The following is a 16,763-nucleotide window of genomic DNA, read 5'->3' on the forward strand; positions in this document are numbered from 1 at the left end:
ACCTCATTTATTATTGTTGTTGGGGCGCGCCCGTACACAATAATTATAAGTTTTAAAAATAATATACATTATACTTCTCATATAGACAATGCTAATGATTGTCTATTTTTTAACTATTGGGGAGATTTATATTATAATATTTTATGCAACCCATGATCGAGACGAATATGACATAACAACTTCTTATTCTCAGAGAATGATTAGTTGCCCACGTGCGCGCAACTCGACAGACCCTTGAGAAAGCTGCATCCGGCTGATCGCTGGAAGCGGACTCCCCCAACCAGAAATTCGCGGGTTCGCCGATAAATGAGGCTGGTCGGTCCGCACCGAGCCGATCGATGAAGCGTGACCAAACCACGCTTTGCCCGAGCCGCGCTTTTGCTCTATCAGGATGCGGATGCAATGCAGGACCGCCAACACATGAAGGACGAAGCCAGGGCGCTGCCCGTCACCGCCGTGCTGGAGCCGCTGACGGCGGCGCTGAAGAGCCATGGCCGCGCCGTCCTTTCCGCCCCGCCCGGCGCCGGCAAGACCACGCTGGTGCCGCTGCATCTTCTCGAAACCGGCCCGCCCGGGAGAATTATCCTGCTTGAGCCGCGCCGGCTTGCCGCCCGCGCCAGCGCCTTCCGCATGGCCTCCCTTCTCGGCGAGGAGCCCGGCGGCACCGTTGGCTATCGCATGCGGCTCGACACCAAAGTCTCGGCCCGCACACGCATCGAGGTGGTGACGGAGGGCGTCTTCGCCCGCATGGCTCTCGAAGACCCCGAGCTTGCCGGCATTGCAACGGTGATCTTCGACGAATTCCACGAACGCTCGCTCGATGCCGATTTCGGGTTGGCGCTCGCCCTCGATATCCGCGCCGGCCTGCGTGAGGATCTCAATATTCTGGTGATGTCCGCGACGCTGGATGTCGCCCGCATTGCCGCCCTTCTCGGCGATGCGCCGGTGATCGAAAGCAAAGGCAGGGCCTATCCCGTCGAGCTCCGCTATCAGGCCCGGCCGCCGCAATCGCGCATAGAGGACAGCGTCGCCGATGCCGTGCGCGCCATGCTGGCCGCAGAGAAAGGCTCGATCCTCGCCTTCTTGCCGGGCCAGGCCGATATCCGCCGCACCGCCGAGCGACTTGAGGGAAGGGTGGGGGAAGACACCGACATCGCGCCGCTTTACGGCAATCTCACCCGCGCCGAGCAGGATGCGGCGATCAAGCCCGCACCGGCGGGTCGCCGCAAGGTGGTGCTCGCCACCTCGATCGCCGAAACCTCGATCACCATCGACGGCGTCACCATCGTTATCGACAGCGGATTGCAGCGCCAGCCCGCCTATGAACCGGCCACCGGCATCACAAGGCTGGAAACCGTGAAGGTATCGCGCGCCGCCGCCGACCAGCGCGCCGGCCGCGCCGGGCGAACCGCGCCGGGGATTGCCCTGCGGCTCTGGCACGAGGGCCAGACCGCGGCCCTTGCCCCCTTCAGCCCGCCGGAAATCATGAAATCCGATCTCTCCGGCCTGGTTCTCGATCTCGCCCATTGGGGCGTCACCGATCCGGCGCAGCTTGCCTTTCCCGATCAACCGCCCGCGCCGGCCCTTGCCGAAGCCAGGAAACTGCTGGCCGCCCTCGGTGCGCTGGGAGAGGATGACCGGCTGACCGAAACCGGCGAGCGCATCCGCGCGCTGTCGCTGCCGCCGCGCCTTGCCGCCATGGTGATCGCGGCCAGCCGCGAAGGCCATGCCCGAGACGCCGCGCGGCTTGCCGTGCTGATGAGCGAGCAGGGGCTTGGCGGTCCAAGCATCGATCTGTCGGAGCGGCTGCGGCGGTTTGCCGCCGACCGCTCACCCCGCGCCGAGGCCGCGCGCGGCCTTGCGGACCGGATCGCAAAGGCGGCGGGCAGCGGCCGCGCGGACGGCCCGTTCGACCCCGGCGAAGCGCTGATCCATGCCTTTCCCGACCGGATCGCGATGGCGCGCGGGGGGCGCGGGCGCTATCTGATGGCGAACGGGCGCGGGGCCGAGCTTGCCGAGGACGATCCGCTCGCCGGCGAGGATTTTCTGGTCATCGCCGATCTGACCGGCTCGGCCGCGCGCGGGCGCGTACTCGCCGCCTGCCCGCTGTCGCGCGCCGTTATCGAAACGCAGCCGGGGATCGAGACGCTGGAGGAATGCGTGTTCGACCGCGACAGCCTGTCGGTGCGCGCCCGCCATGTCCGCCGGCTCGGGGCGCTGGTGCTGTCCGAACGCGCGGTGAAGAGGCCTGCGGGTGAGCAGGCAGCCGAGGCCCTTGCCGAGGGGCTGCGCCAGCACGGACTGGCGCTCATCGATTTTCCGAAGGAGGCGGCGCATCTGAGAGAGCGCATCGGCTTCCTCCACCGCAAGCTCGGCCCGCCTTGGCCGGATGTCAGCGACGAGGGATTGCTCGAAAGCCTCGATATCTGGTTCACGCCGTTCCAGACCGGCCAGACGTCTATTGCCGCGATCACCCCAAAGAGCCTGACGGACGGGCTGAAATCGCTGCTGCCCTATCCGCTCGCCGCCGATCTCGACCGGCTGGCGCCCACCCATTTCACCGCGCCCACCGGCGACCGGCTGCCGATCCGCTATGATGGCGACGAGCCGGTGCTGTCGATCCGGGTGCAGATGCTTTACGGGCTGAAATCACACCCGACGATTGCAGGCTCCGTGCCGCTGCTTCTGGAGCTGACCTCGCCCGCCGGACGGCCGATCCAGACGACCCGCGATCTGCCCGGCTTCTGGGCCGGATCGTGGAAGGATGTGCGCGCCGACATGCGCGGGCGATATCCGAAACATCTCTGGCCGGAAAACCCGGCCGAGGCCGAAGCCACCCGCAGGGCCAAGCCGCGCGGAACGTGAGAGGAGAGCCAAAATGAGGGCGCCGCCGCCGGAAATGCTGGAGAAGGAACGCCGCCGCAGCCTGCGCCTGCAGACGCTGGTGCGGTTGCGCTGGCTGGCGGTCGCGGGCCAGACCACGACCGCGACCTTCGTGGCCTTCGGGATCGACTTCTCGATGCCGATCATTCCCGTGTTTGCGCTGATCGCCGCGCTCGCCCTCGGCAATCTGATCCTGACGTTGCGCTATCCGGCAACGCAGCGGGTGGAGCCGCGTTTCGCCTTCGCGCTGCTCGGCTTCGACCTCGCCCAGCTCACCGCCCTGCTTTATCTGACGGGCGGGCTTGCCAATCCGTTCGTGCCGCTGATTTCGGTACCGGTGATCATTTCCTTCACGGCGCTGCCGCTGCGCCACGCGATGGCGCTTCTGGTGCTGGCGGTCGCGGGCGTTTCGCTGCTGGCGATCGAGCCGTTTCCGCTGCCCTGGTATGAGGGACTTTCGCTTCAAATCGAGCCGGTGCTGAAATTCGGCATCTGGATCGGAATCGTCTCGATGCTGAGCTTCGCCGCCTTCTATGCCCATCGGATTTCGCTGGAGGCCGAGCAGATCTCGGATGCGCTGGCGGCGACAGAGCTTGTGCTGCAGCGCGAACAGCACCTCTCGCAGCTTGACGGACTGGCCGCCGCCGCCGCCCACGAGCTCGGAACGCCGCTTGCGACGATCTCGGTGGTGGCCAAGGAAATGGCGCGGGCGCTCGGCGATGATCCAGACCATGGCGAGGATGTGCAACTGCTCGTCAGCCAGAGCCAGCGCTGCCGCGACATTCTTTCCCGGCTCGCCTCGCTTTCCAAGGAGGACGAGAGCCATATGCGCCGGTTGCCGCTGTCCTCGCTGCTGGAGGAGGCGGCGGCCCCCCACCGGCCGTTCGTCGCGGAAATGGAGATTAGCATTGACGGCGACGGGCCCGAACCCGTGGGCCAGCGCAATCCGGCGGTGCTTTACGGCCTCGGCAACATCATCGAAAACGCGGTCGAGCATGCCGGCCGCGCCGTGAAAATTGAGGCGCGCCATGATGCCACCCGCGTGACCATCACCGTCAGCGACGATGGCGGCGGCTTTGCGCCGGACATTCTCGCGCGCATCGGCGATCCCTTCGTTTCGGACCGCCAACCCGATCGCGAGGAGGGCAACCGGGCCGGCGGGCTGGGACTCGGCCTGTTCATCGCCAAGACGCTGCTGGAACGCGCCGGCGCAACGCTGACCTTCGAAAACAATGGCGGCGCCCGCATCACCATCACCTGGCCGCGCTGGCGGATGGAGACGGAGTGAGGGCAGAGGCTATCGCAGCCCTAAAACCGGCCCGCGATCCATGCGGCAAGCCTTTCGGCGACCTCAGCCTTGTCCATATCGGGCCAATCCTCCGCACCATCCGTCGTCACCAGCGTAACCCGGTTGCGCTGGCCGCCCATCACGCCCTCTTCCGACACATCATTGGCGACGATCAGATCGGCGCCCTTGCGGGCGAGCTTGTCGCGCGCATAGGCGGCGACATCGTTGGTTTCGGCGGCGAAACCGACGACAAGCGAAGGGCGATCATGGTGATGGCCGACGGTTTTCAGGATATCGGGGTTTTCAATCAGTTTCAGCGGCGGCGGCGCCGCGCCGGGCTTCTTCTTCATCTTCTGCGCGGCCGCATCCTCCGCCCGCCAGTCCGATACCGCCGCGACCATGACCGCGATATCGGCGGGGAGTGCCTCCTCCACCGCGGCGAGCATCTCGCGCGCGCTTTCGACATGCACGGTGGTGACGCCTGCGGGATCGGCGATATTGACCGGGCCTGCGACCAGCGTCACCTCCGCGCCAAGCCGCGCGAGGGCAGCGGCGATCGCATGGCCCTGCCGGCCGGAGGAGCGGTTGGCGATATAGCGCACCGGATCGATCGCCTCCACCGTCGGGCCGGAGGTGACGATTGCGCGCCTTCCGGCAAGCGGTTTCGGCGCTTCTGCGAAAAACGCTTCAACGGCCGCCACGATCTCCAGCGGCTCGGCCATCCGCCCGGTGCCCGCCTCGCCGCGCTCGGCCATTTCGCCCGCCATCGGGCCGATTGTCATGACACCGTCGCCAATGAGCGTTGCGAGGTGGCGCGCCGTTGGCGCAGCCGTCCACATCTTCGGGTTCATAGCGGGCGCGATCATCACCGGGCAATCGCGCGCCAGAAGCACCGCGCCGGCGAGATCATCGGCGATCCCCACCGCCATCTTCGCCATCAGGCTGGCGGTGGCGGGGGCGACGACGATCAGGTCATGCTCGCGGGCGAGCCGGATATGGCCGACATCCTGCTCGTCCTCGCGCGAGAACAGATCGGTGAACACATGGCCGCCCGTCAGCGCGCCGACGGCAAGCGGCGTGATGAATTCCTGCGCCGCTGCGGTCATGATCGGGGTCACCGCCGCGCCGCGCTCCTTCAGCCGCCGGATCAGGTCGAGGCTTTTATAGGCCGCGATGCCGCCGGCGATGATCAGAAGGATGCGTTTTTCCTGAAGCGACATGAGCGTGCTTTCCCTACCATTCTGCCGCTATCATTAGCATGGATGCTGCGCCGAAAAACCCTCCCTTGAAGGCGGGAGCCTGGCCGGAGAAAAATTCGTCTTCCGGACCGCCGATTGAAGCCACAGAAAGAAAAAATCTTCTACAGATTTCGTTGGTCCCGAACGATTGCGGGTTTATCACGCCTTTCGAAACGGGGTTGGACGAGATGAAGATTATCGAGACGGAAGCATTCAAGGGACTGACGGCATCGCGCCGCCTTGCCATCCCTGACGTAAAGGCGGCGGCGGCGGAGCTGTCTCCGAGGATTGAAGCCGAGGCCGCGGCCTGCGGCCTCGCGGTCGCCGGTCCATGGATTTTCATGGCGCAGAACCTGCCCCATGACGGCAAGACGCTGTTTGACTGGACGATTTGCCGCCCGGTGACGGCGCCCGACGGATACCGCCATCAGTGCGAGTTCACGCTCACGGCATTCGAGGCGATCATCGTTGCGACCACCACCTATCAGGGCACGATGCGGGGTCTGTTCACGAAGGGCTACGCGCCGCTTGTGGAAGAGATCGAGCACTCCCGCCATGTCTTCTCTGGCGAGAGCCGGGAAATCTATCATGCCTGGAACGGCGCCAAGGCCGGTTATCACCGGATCGAGATCCAGTTCGGCCTTGCGCGCTGAAGCCGGCGCGGCCCGTTTCAATAAGCCGCGCCGGGTTTCAGTTTACTTCGAAAAATCGAGCGCCCGGTCGCCGTTTTCGTCCCTGATCCGCGTCGGCAGGCCGATCTGGTTCAGGATGTGCAGGAACGGCTTGGGCGGCAGTTCCTCGACATTGGCCATGGTCTTCACGTCCCATTCGCCGTTGGCGACCAGCATGGCGGCGGCAACCGGGGGAACGCCGGCGGTGTAGGAAATCCCCTGCGAGCCGACCTCGTTATAGGCTTCCTTGTGGTCCGAGACGTTGTAGATGAACACTTCCGCCGGCTTGCCGTCCTTGGTGCCCTTGACGAAGTCGCCGATGCAGGTGTTGCCGGTATAGCCGGGCGCGAGCGAAGAGGGGTCGGGCAGCACGGCCTTGACCACCTTGAGCGGCACCACTTCCTGGCCATCGGCCAATTTCACCGGCTGTTCGGAGAGCAGGCCGAGGCTTTTGAGCACGGTGAAGACGTTGATGTAGTGATCGCCGAAGCCCATCCAGAAGCGGACATTGGGCGAGCCCATGTTCTTCGCCAGCGAATGGATCTCGTCATGGCCGGACATATAGGCCTTCTGCTTGCCGACCACCGGCAGGTCGAATTCATGGCCGATCTCGAACATCTTGTTCGTGGTCCACTCATTGTTCTGCCATGCGTAAACCACGCCGGTGAATTCGCGGAAATTGATTTCCGGATCGAAATTCGTGGCGAAATACTTGCCGTGGCTGCCGGCGTTGATGTCGACGATGTCGATATCGGTGATGTCGTCGACATAGTCGTCCTTGGCAAGCCGCGCATAGGCGTTGACGACGCCCGGATCGAAGCCGGCGCCGAGGATCGCGGTCACGCCTTTCTCGGCGCAACGATCCTTCCGCTTCCACTCGTAGTTCGCATACCACGGTGGGGTTTCGCAGATTTTGTCCGGCTCTTCATGGATGGCGGTGTCGATATAGGCCGCACCCGTTTCAAGGCAGGCTTCCAGCACCGACATGTTGAGGAAGGCCGTGCCGACATTGATGACGATCTCGACGCCGGTCTCCTTGATCAGGCCGACGGTTGCCGGAATATCCAGCGCGTCGAGCTGGTGCGCCTGCAACACGCCCTCCTGCTTCAGCGCCTTCTTTTCCATGATGCTTTCGATGATCGCATCGCATTTCGCCTTGGTGCGCGAGGCGATATGGATATCGCCGAGCACATCATTGTTCTGGGCGCATTTATGAGCCACCACCTGGGCGACGCCGCCGGCGCCGATAATCAGGACATTCTTCTTCATCAGGACAACGTCTCCGGTTTCGTCCGTTGTGGCCGCTGGGCCGGTGAAAAATCAGGCGTCACGAAAGGCTCGCGACATAATCCTCATAGCCGAACTGGCGCACGGGACGGATGGTTCCATCGAGCTCCCGATGTGCGATCGCCGGCATTTTCACGCCATTGAACCAGTTCTTCTTGACCATCGTATAACCGGCGGCGTTTTCGATCGAAAGACGATCTCCGACCTTCACCGGCTGTTCGAAGGAAAACTCGCCGAAAATATCGCCCGCAAGACAGGACTTGCCGCAGATCATCACCTTGTGGGGACCGGTGTCGGGCGAGAGCTTCGCGCGTTCGCGATAGATCAATAGGTCCAGCATATGTGCCTCGATCGATGAATCGACGATGGCGAGATCCTTGCCGTTGTTGAGCGTGTCGAGCACCGTCACCTCCAGCGTCGCCGCACCGGTGATCGCGGCCTCGCCGGGTTCCAGATAGACCTGAACGCCGTATTTTTCCGCAAACGCCTTCAGCCGGTCGGCGAGCCTTTCCAGCGGATAGTTCTCGCCGGTGAAATGAATGCCGCCGCCAAGGCTCACCCAGTCGAGCCGCGACAGGAGATGGCCGAAGCGTTCCTCGATCACGCCGAGCATGTCGTCGAAACGCTCGAAATCCTCGTTTTCGCAATTATTATGAAACATGAAGCCCGAAACCTTGTCGAGCACCGGCTCGATCACCGCCGGATCATGCTCGCCGAGCCGCGAGAACGGCCGGGCGGGATCGGCAAGGTCGAAATCCGAGCTCGAGACCTGCGGGTTGACGCGAAGGCCGCGGATCCTGTCGGCCGACTGTGTTTCAAACCGGGTGAGCTGGCCCACCGAATTGAAGATGATCTTGTCGCAATTCTCCAGCACCTCGTCGATCTCGTTCTCGGCATAGGCGACCGAATAGGCATGGGTCTCGCCGCCGAATTTCTCGTAGCCGAGCTTGACCTCGTAGAGCGATGACGAGGTGGTGCCGTCCATATACTGGCTCATCAGATCGAACACCGACCATGTGGCGAAGCATTTGAGCGCGAGCAGGGCCTTCGCGCCGGAGGCCTCGCGCAGCCAGGCGATCTTTTCCATGTTCGCCGTCAGACGCTGCTTGTCGATGAGATAATAGGGCGTTTGCATCGGCGTGACCTCTTCCAGGCGGCGTCAAAGAAGCGCCCGGGCGCAACGGGCTGTCGGGGTCTACATATTCAAGCGGACGGTAAAATCAACCTCGAAGCGGAAGGGTTACGGGAAAAGGATCGCGAAGAGGGGAAGGGTGGGGCCTCCCCATCAGCCCTTCAACAGATAGCGCGCCGCGTCCTCATCGGTGATCAGCGCGTTGATCTGGCCTCCCCGGAGTGCGGCGCGGATGGCGCGATGCTTGCGCGCGCCGCGGGCGAGGCCAAACACCGTGGTATCCTCATGGACGGGAATGGGAATGCTGGCGACGCGCTGGTTGATCGGATGGTCCAGAAGTTCGCCATTATCGTCGAAGATCCAGCCGCAGATTTCGCCCGCTGCCCCCGCGGCAAGCAGTTCCTCCATTTCGCCGGCGGTCAGGAAACCATCGACCAGCAGGGGCGCGTGCTGGCCGAGCTCGCCAATGCCCACGAATGTCGCATCCGCCGTGGCGCCGAGCTCCAGCGTCGGCTTCACCAGCGGCTGGGCGTGAAACAGGATGCGCTCCTCGGGCGTCGACACCAGAACCGGCAGCGGCATCGGGAAATGGCGGGCATTGATGGCATCGGCCATCAGAAAGATGACGTTGTAATAGGCCGCCGAGCCATCCGGGCTGATATTGCCGGTGAGCGAGACGATTCGGTGCTGCGGGCAATCCATTGGCGGCAATTGTTCCACGGCGGCGCGCAGCGTGCGGCCGGTGCCCATGGCAAGCACGGTCGGCTCGGCGCGCTTCAGCCAGCGTTCGATTTCGGCAGCCCCTTCCTCGGCAATGCCGGCGACGGAACTGTCGGAGCCCGGATCGCTCGGCACCACCACCGCCTGTTTCAGCCCGAATTCCTGCTGCAGCGCGCTTGAAAGCGCCAGGCATTCGGCGATCGGATGGTCGAGGCGGACCTTGATCAGCCGTTCCGACATGGCCAGCGACACGAGGCGCTGGGCGCTCTGGCGGGAAATGCCCATGGCAGCGGCAATCTCGTCCTGGGTGCGGCCGGCGACATAATAGAGCCAGCCGGCGCGCGCCGCGTCATCGAGACGGGAGGTTTTGCCGGTTTTCTTCGCCATTGCGGGGCCGCCATCTTCCTTCGTTGAGCCTTCGTCAAGCGGCAGCTTAGTGCCTGCAAGGCTTGAAGGGAACCGGTCCCGGCGCTTGCCGTCCCGCATTCCCCGGATATCGGGCAGGCTGAAATCACCGCCCCGGCTTGTCGGTCGGGGGGCAAAGACGATAAAAGCGGGCAGCGGCCGTTTCGCGCCGCCCGAACGGATCGGGAAAAGCCGTCATTTCCGGACGGCGGACAGTGAGGAACCATGAGCAAGCGTATCGTTTTCACCGGCGGCAGCGGCAAGGCCGGCCGCAATGTCATTCCCTATCTTCTGGACAGGGGTCACAGCGTCCTCAATCTCGACCTGAAACCGCTCGACCATCCGGGCGTGAATACGCTCACCACCGATCTGACCAAGAGCGGCGAGGTTTTCAACGCGCTGTCGATGCATTTCGGCTTTGAGGGCTATGAGAGCGGCGCGCTGCCGAAGGCGCCGGACGCGGTGGTCCATTTCGCCGCCGTGCCGCGCGTGCTGCTGCAGCCCGACAATGTGACCTATGAGACCAATGTGGTCTCGACCTATAACGTCATCGAGGCGGCGATGAAGCTTGGCGTGCGGAAGGTGATCATCGCGTCGAGCGAAACCACCTATGGCGTCTGCTTCACCGAGGGCGACAAGGATTTCAAGTCGTTCCCGCTGGAAGAGGACTACGATGTCGACCCTATGGACAGCTACGGGCTTTCGAAGGTCTGCAACGAGAAAACCGCCCGCGCCTTCGCCATGCGCTTTGGCGCCGACATTTACGCCCTCAGGATCGGCAACGTGATCTCGCCGGAAGACTATGTCAATTTCCCGGGCTTCCTCGCCGACCCGCCCTCGCGCAAGCGCAATGCATGGAGCTATATCGACGCCCGCGATCTCGGCCAGATCGTCGATCTCTGCCTTGAGAAGGACGGTCTCGGCTTTCAGGTGTTCAACGCCACCAACGACACCATCACCGCCAACGAACCGACAGCAAGCTTCCTCGCCAAATACGCGCCCAACACGCCGATTACCCGCGAACTGGACGAATACGAGGCCCCGCTCTCCAACCGCAAGATCCGCGAGGTTCTGGGGTTTCGGGAGGAGCATGACTGGCGCAAATATGTGAAGTGAGGCGCGGCGAAAAGACAACGGCTGTCGCATATGGCTTGACCGCATAGCCCCCCAATCTTCTCGCCCCGGCGGGGAGAGATGTCGCGAAAGCGACAGTGAGGGGGGAGAGTTTCCCCGCGAACGCCCTCACGAGACGAAAAGCCGCACCACCCTCTCTGCCCCTTTCGGGGCATCTCTCCCGCCAGCGGGAGAGAGTATTGGGTGCAAGCCGCTACGCCTATGCGATTCGCCTGCCCTCAAGGGGGGAGATTAGGGGTGGCAAGCCGCCGCGCCCGTTATTCCACCGCCACCGAATTCCACAGCGCCTTGTCGCCGATCTTGGCGACCATCTTGGCATGCGCTTCCAGTTCTTCCGGGTGAATGCGCGGGGCAAGCGGGCGGGGACGGACGAGGGGGGGAAGCTTGCGGACATTGCCGTCGGCGTCATACTGGTCGCCGTCGCCGGCATTGACGAGGCGGAACGCCGCCTGCCGGCCGCCCGACATCTCGATATAAACCTCGGCCAGCAGCTCGGCATCGAGCAGCGCGCCGTGCTTGGTGCGGTGGGCATTGTCGATCGCATAGCGCTTGCAGAGCGCATCGAGGCTGTTGGGGCCCATCGGATGTTTGCGCCGCGCCAGCGCCAGCGTGTCGAGCACCATCTCATCGGCGATCGGTCCCTTGCCCAGCCGGCCGAGTTCGACATTAATGAAGCCCATATCGAAGGACGCATTGTGAGCGATCCAGCGCGCACCGTCGAAAAAGGCCAGAAGGTCATCGGCGATTTCCGAGAATTTCGGCTTGTCCTGCAGGAATTCATCCGTGATTCCGTGCACCTGCAGGGCTTCCGGGTGCACGGTCTTGCCATCGGCATTGATATAGACGTGGAAGGTGCGGCCGGTCGGAAAATGGTCGATCAGTTCGACGGCGCCGATCTCGATGATCCGGTCGTCATTCTTGTCCATGCCGGTGGTTTCGGTATCGAAGATGATATCGCGCTGCGCCTTCATCAGATGCTGTCCCTTGTGCTGTCTCTTGTCGCCCGCGGGCCTCGACGTGTGAGATCGGCAATGATCGCGCCAACCGCCGCGCGCGCCGCGTCCATGCCATCACCAGTGTCGACAGTATAGTCCGCACGCGCCCGTTTTTCGCTATCGGGGAGCTGTTGTTTCAGCACGGTTTCCAGTTTTTCCACTGTCATTCCCGGCCGCGAGAGCACGCGTTCGCGCTGAATTTCCGGATCGCAGGTGACGACCACGACATAATCGACATCGCGCTCGCCGCCGGTTTCGTAAAGCAGCGGCACATCGAGCACCGCGATCGGCGCACCATCGGCCTGGGCCTGTTCCAGAAAGGCCCGCCGCTCCTCGCGCACCAGCGGATGGACGATCGCCTCGAGCCGCTTGAAGTTTTCCGCCTTGCCGGCAAGCGCGGCGCTGAGCTTCTGCCGGTCGATCGCACCATTGACGACGACGCCGGGGAAAGCCGCTTCCACAGGTTCCACCGCCCGGCCGCGGTAAAGGCGGTGCACGGCCTCATCGGCGTTGAATACCGGCATGCCGGCCTCGGCAAAAAAGCCTGCCGTGGTCGACTTGCCCATGCCGATCGATCCGGTGAGGCCGAGCAATATCATACGGTTTCTCCAAGGTCAGCGAGGATTTCGGCCATCAACCCGTCATCGACTTCCGGCGTCTTGCCGAACCATTTCTCGAAACCGGGCACCGCCTGATAGAGCAGCATGCCAATGCCCTCGGCGGTCCTGAAACCCTGTTGTTTCGCCTGTTTGAGGATCGGGGTTTCCAGCGGCACATAGACGATATCGGCGACAATCGCGTTTTCATTGAGCGGCGAGAAATCGAACTCCGGAACCGCGCCGCCCTTCATGCCGAGCGAGGTGGTGTTGACGAACAGGCCCGCGCCTTCCATCACCGCTTCGAGATTGTCCATGTCGTGGGCATGCACGCGATCGCCGAGCCGGAAGGCGAGCTCTGAGGCGCGCGCCAGCGTGCGGTTGACGATATGGACATGGGAAAAGCCGCGATTCTTCAGCGCCAGCACCACGGCGCTCGCCCCGCCGCCGGCGCCCAGCACCACCGCGCGCTCGGCATAATCCCAGCCCGGATGGAGCGCGTCGAGACTGCTGGCAAAGCCGAAGCCATCGGTATTGGTGGCGTGGATGCGGCCATCCTCGACCCACAGCGTGTTAGCGACGCCGAGCGTGGTTGCAAGCTCGTCGCGCTCGTCGGCAAGCTCGAAGGCTGCGGCCTTGTAGGGCATGGTGACATTGCAGCCGACATAGCCGGCCTCGCCGGAGCGCAGCTTATCCATGAACTCCCCGATCGCGCCGGGCGCGACATCCTGACGGACATACTCTCCGTCGATACCGTATTTCTTCAGCCAGTAGCCATGCACCAGCGGCGAGCGCGACTGATCCACCGGATGGCCGATAACGCAGGCCCTTGGCTTTGCCGTTTCACGTGAATCACTCATCAATCGCTCCCAGTTTGCGCAGGCCCTTCAAAAGCGTCAGCATCGGCAGGCCCAATATCGTGAAGAAATCGCCCTCGATTTTCGTAAACAGTTGCACGCCCGGTCCTTCGAGCTGGTAAACGCCGGAGGAAAAAAGGGTGTGATCCGGCAGGAGCGCGAGATAGCGCTCGATCGCCGCCTCATCGAGCGTTCGCATGGTGAGCCGCGCCGTCTCCGCCGCCTCGAACAGGATCTCGCCGTTTCTGGCGATCGCGAATGCGCTGATCAGTGAATGGCTTTTGCCCGAAAGACGCCTCAGATGATCGCGGGCCTCCTCCCGGCTTTCCGGCTTGGAATAGGGCCGGCCTTCGAATTCCATGACCTGGTCGCCGCCGATCACAAACGCATTTTCCGCCCGCGCCGAAACATCGAGCGCCTTTTCGCGCGACAGCAGGCCCGCCAGGAAGGCCGGTGTGACACCCTCTTTCAGATAGGGGGCCTCGATGGCGCGTTCATCGACGTCGGGCTTTACGGCGGTGAAGGCGAGGCCGGCATTTTCGAGCAGGGAGCGGCGGGACCGGCTGGTGGAGGCGAGCACGATCGCGGGTTTTTCATCGGTGGCGTTCATATTTCTCCCTCAGGCTCTTCAGCCGCGCTGGTGTTTCAGGGCGAGGATCGCCGCCGCCGTCTCCTCGATCGAGCGGCGGGTGACGTCGATGATCGGCCAGTCATTGCGGGCGGCAAGCGCGCGGGCGTATTTCAGCTCCTCGGCAATGACGGCGCGGTCGGTATAATCGCTCTTGCCATGATCCCCGCCGGCGCCGAATTCGCGGAACTCGCGGACCTGCGAAATCCGTCCGGTCGAGGCGATCAGGCAGACGATCAGCGGTTTTTGCGCGCGATAGAGACTGTCCGGCAGCGCCACCCCCGGCACGATAGGGATATTGGCGACCTTGACGCCGCGATTGGCGAGATAGACGCATGTCGGCGTTTTCGATGTCCGGCTGATCCCCAATATGACGATATCGGCCTCGTCATAGGTCTCGGGCATCTGGCCGTCATCATGCTCCATGGTGAAGTTCAGCGCCTCGATGCGGGCGAAATAATCCTCGTTGAGGCTGTGCTGCGCGCCGACCCTGCGTTGCAGCGTGGTGCCGAGATAGGACTGGAACACGGCAGCCACCGGCTCCAGCACATTGACGCTCGGCACCCCCATATCGCGGCACATCTCGTGGATCAGGGCGGAAAGCTCCTCGTTGACAACCGTATAGAGCACGATGCCCGGCGCCTCATCGATCGCGCGCAGGACGGTGAGCAACTGCTTGCGGCTTCTTATCAGCGGATAGACATGTTCGATCGGCTCATGACCGCCGAACTGGGCGGATACCGCGCGGCCCGCCGAAATCAGCGTTTCGCCCGTCGAATCGGAGATCAGATGCAGGTGAAAGAAGTTTTTCCGGTTTTCCACGATGTCCTTCGCCTGCTGTTCATAACGCTGGAGAAACCGGGATGAAAAATCTCGTCCGGGTTTCGCCTGTGGGAAGCGGGAGCGTTTATCCACATATGCTCAAATACGGAAAGCGAGAAATCCAACCTGTTGAAAACGGGGACAATGGCGACCACCGCACCGCTTTTCCGGAGGTTTTACACAGGGTTTTCACCGCGCGCCAGAGTCCGGAGGGCCCGAATTCCTTGAGATTGATCACGAAATCCCCGGTCTGCCGGAATCTGAGTGGCGAAAATCGCTGCAGCGAAACTGGAAACCGTGGAAATGACTCATGACTGCGGCAAAAGCTTTAATCCTTGATCGTCACAGACTCTAAGAAATAAAAGAAACCGAATAAAACAAGATTCATTTAGAGGCGAGGCTGGGGATATGGCGAAAAGGGCACTGGAACGGGTGCTGGATGGCGAGACCGTAAACCCGCCGCCAATCTGGCTGATGCGCCAGGCAGGACGCTATCTGCCGGAATACCGCGCCGTGCGGGAAAAGGCCGGCGGTTTTCTGAACCTCTGCTACAATCCGGATTTTGCAACGGAAGTGACGTTGCAGCCGATCCGGCGATATGGCTTTGACGCGGCGATCCTGTTTTCCGACATCCTCGTGATCCCCGATGCGTTGAAGCGCAATGTCCGCTTCGAGGCAGGGGAAGGACCGAGACTCGACCCGATTGACGCAGACGGGATTATGGCTCTTGAAAAGAGCTATGACGAAAGTCGGCTCGATCCGGTCATCGAAGCGGTAAAGCGGATACGCCGGGAGCTGCCGGAGGAAACGGCGCTGCTTGGCTTCTGCGGTGCGCCCTTTACGGTGGCGACCTATATGATTGCCGGGCGCGGCACGCCCGACCAGGCGCCGGCGCGGCTGTTTGCCTATCGCCATAGACGCGAATTTTTGAGGCTGCTCGACTACCTCGCCGATCTCTCGGCCGATTACCTGATCCGCCAGCTCGCGGCCGGTGTGGGCGCGGTGCAGATCTTCGACAGCTGGGCCGGCGTGCTCGGCGAGCAGGATTTTGCCGACTTTGCCGCGGCACCCGTCGCCCGGATCGTTGCGAAGGTGCGGGCGGCGCATCCGGAGGCGAAGATCATCGCCTTTGCCAAGGGCGCTGGCCCTAATCTTTCGACCTACAGAGCCAAAACCGGCGCGGATGCCATCGGCCTCGACTGGACGGTGCCTCTTGCCATCGCCAGAGACCTGCAGAAGGATGGACCGGTGCAGGGCAATCTCGACCCGCTCTCCGTTGTCGCCGGCGGCCATGCGATGAAAAGCCGCGCCCTTGCTATTCTCGAAGCCCTTGCGGACGGGCCGCTGATCTTCAATCTGGGCCACGGGATCACGCCCGAGGCCGATCCCGAGCATGTGGCAGCACTTGTACGGCTCGTCAGAGGCGAAGAATAATCTTTTCAAAGGGGAGGATGCCTGATGGCAGATCGGAACAACGCCGGCAGCAAGGCGGCAGGACGGGCCATGACGGCGCTGCTGGTGTTTCTGGCCCTCTGTCTTGGCATCTACATCTTCGACCGCGACAATTTCTATCTCTGGGCCAAGGCAATCCACATCATGGCGGTGATCGCCTGGATGGCCGGCATGTTCTATATGCCGCGTCTGTTCGTCTATCACGCCGATACCGCGCCCGGCTCCGAAAGCTCTGAAACCTTCAAGGTCATGGAATACCGGCTGATGAAGGCGATCATGAACCCGGCCATGATTCTGACATGGATTTTCGGTCTATACCTCGCCTGGGAGGGTTTCCGGTTTTCCGGCGGCTGGCTGCATGTCAAGATTTTCGCGGTTTTCCTGCTATCGGGCGTCCATGGCTATCTCAGCAAGGCGATGAAGGATTTTGCGGCGGACAAGCGTACCAAGAGCGCGAAACACTGGCGGATCGTGAACGAGGCGCCGACCGTTTTGATGATCATTATCGTCATAATGGTGGTTTTGAAGCCGTTTTAATCATCTGATGAACGGATTCGGCCGGTTTTGGCGATAAAAATGCGGTTTTTGCTCTTGTAACGACAGCGGCAAATCAGTATCTTCCGGCCACTCATCCAAAAGGCTGTGCGAAAGTATC

The 16,763-nt window shown here is 62.5% G+C and carries 15 protein-coding genes; 6 read left to right on the forward strand and 9 right to left on the reverse strand.

Features of this window, described 5'->3' with window-relative positions; genetic code table 11:
• The first annotated feature begins 402 nt into the window (after positions 1-402).
• Positions 403-2,865 carry an ATP-dependent helicase HrpB gene (gene hrpB, locus V6766_RS03435; RefSeq protein WP_448463611.1) on the forward strand — a complete coding sequence of 821 codons (2,463 nt, stop codon included), beginning with the start codon at positions 403-405 and terminating at the stop codon, positions 2,863-2,865.
• 13 nt (positions 2,866-2,878) lie between these two features.
• Positions 2,879-4,171 carry an ActS/PrrB/RegB family redox-sensitive histidine kinase gene (locus tag V6766_RS03440; RefSeq protein ID WP_448463613.1) on the forward strand — a complete coding sequence of 431 codons (1,293 nt, stop codon included), beginning with the start codon at positions 2,879-2,881 and terminating at the stop codon, positions 4,169-4,171.
• Positions 4,172-4,191: 20 nt separating this feature from the next.
• Here the strand turns inward: V6766_RS03440 and coaBC are convergent, their stop codons facing one another.
• Entirely contained in the window at positions 4,192-5,391 is a 1,200-nt protein-coding gene (gene coaBC, locus V6766_RS03445; protein WP_448463615.1) for a bifunctional phosphopantothenoylcysteine decarboxylase/phosphopantothenate--cysteine ligase CoaBC, read from the reverse strand.
• A 206-nt stretch (positions 5,392-5,597) separates the two neighbouring features.
• On the opposite strand from coaBC, the gene V6766_RS03450 reads away from it, so the two are divergent.
• Positions 5,598-6,062 (forward strand): hypothetical protein, encoded by a 465-nt coding sequence (locus V6766_RS03450; RefSeq protein WP_448463617.1) that lies wholly within the window; start codon positions 5,598-5,600, stop codon positions 6,060-6,062.
• A 42-nt stretch (positions 6,063-6,104) separates the two neighbouring features.
• Here the strand turns inward: V6766_RS03450 and V6766_RS03455 are convergent, their stop codons facing one another.
• From V6766_RS03455 to V6766_RS03465, 3 genes are all read right to left on the reverse strand, one after another.
• Positions 6,105-7,349, reverse strand: coding sequence for a saccharopine dehydrogenase NADP-binding domain-containing protein (locus V6766_RS03455; protein WP_448463619.1), 1,245 nt, complete (start codon positions 7,347-7,349; stop codon positions 6,105-6,107).
• Positions 7,350-7,407: 58 nt separating this feature from the next.
• The gene (gene nspC, locus V6766_RS03460; RefSeq protein WP_448463621.1) at positions 7,408-8,502 is read right to left on the reverse strand and encodes a carboxynorspermidine decarboxylase; all 1,095 of its coding nucleotides are present in this window, start codon (positions 8,500-8,502) and stop codon (positions 7,408-7,410) included.
• 150 nt (positions 8,503-8,652) lie between these two features.
• Positions 8,653-9,606, reverse strand: a complete 954-nt coding sequence (locus V6766_RS03465) for a sugar-binding transcriptional regulator (RefSeq protein ID WP_448463623.1) — start codon at positions 9,604-9,606, stop codon at positions 8,653-8,655.
• A gap of 243 nt (positions 9,607-9,849) precedes the next feature.
• Between V6766_RS03465 and V6766_RS03470 the strand changes: the two genes are divergently transcribed.
• A complete protein-coding gene (locus V6766_RS03470) occupies positions 9,850-10,740 on the forward strand; it encodes an NAD-dependent epimerase/dehydratase family protein (RefSeq protein WP_448463625.1) in 891 nt (296 codons plus the stop codon).
• Positions 10,741-11,015: 275 nt separating this feature from the next.
• On the opposite strand, the gene dnaQ is transcribed toward V6766_RS03470, so the two are convergent.
• The 5 genes from dnaQ to V6766_RS03495 are packed head-to-tail and all read right to left on the reverse strand — an operon-like array spanning position 11,016 to position 14,656.
• Entirely contained in the window at positions 11,016-11,729 is a 714-nt protein-coding gene (gene dnaQ / locus V6766_RS03475; protein WP_448463627.1) for a DNA polymerase III subunit epsilon, read from the reverse strand.
• On the reverse strand, positions 11,729-12,352 hold the full coding sequence (gene coaE, locus V6766_RS03480; protein ID WP_448463629.1) for a dephospho-CoA kinase: 624 nt from the start codon (positions 12,350-12,352) through the stop codon (positions 11,729-11,731). The genes dnaQ and coaE overlap by 1 nt, the downstream gene beginning before the upstream one ends.
• Positions 12,349-13,209, reverse strand: a complete 861-nt coding sequence (locus V6766_RS03485) for a shikimate dehydrogenase (RefSeq protein WP_448463631.1) — start codon at positions 13,207-13,209, stop codon at positions 12,349-12,351. Before V6766_RS03485 ends, coaE begins: the two co-directional genes overlap by 4 nt.
• Complete coding sequence (locus V6766_RS03490; protein ID WP_448463633.1) at positions 13,202-13,816, reverse strand: Maf family protein; 615 nt, start codon at positions 13,814-13,816, stop codon at positions 13,202-13,204. The genes V6766_RS03485 and V6766_RS03490 overlap by 8 nt, the downstream gene beginning before the upstream one ends.
• A gap of 18 nt (positions 13,817-13,834) precedes the next feature.
• The gene (locus V6766_RS03495; protein ID WP_448463635.1) at positions 13,835-14,656 is read right to left on the reverse strand and encodes a pyruvate, water dikinase regulatory protein; all 822 of its coding nucleotides are present in this window, start codon (positions 14,654-14,656) and stop codon (positions 13,835-13,837) included.
• Between the two features lie 408 nt (positions 14,657-15,064).
• Here V6766_RS03495 and hemE point away from each other — a divergent pair, with 408 nt between their 5' ends.
• Positions 15,065-16,090: a uroporphyrinogen decarboxylase gene (hemE, locus tag V6766_RS03500; protein ID WP_448463637.1), complete on the forward strand. Its 1,026-nt coding sequence runs from the start codon at positions 15,065-15,067 to the stop codon at positions 16,088-16,090.
• Between the two features lie 24 nt (positions 16,091-16,114).
• Positions 16,115-16,645: a protoporphyrinogen oxidase HemJ gene (gene hemJ, locus V6766_RS03505; protein ID WP_448463639.1), complete on the forward strand. Its 531-nt coding sequence runs from the start codon at positions 16,115-16,117 to the stop codon at positions 16,643-16,645.
• The last annotated feature ends 118 nt before the right edge of the window (positions 16,646-16,763 follow it).

The organism is Martelella sp. AMO21009 (assembly GCF_053484295.1).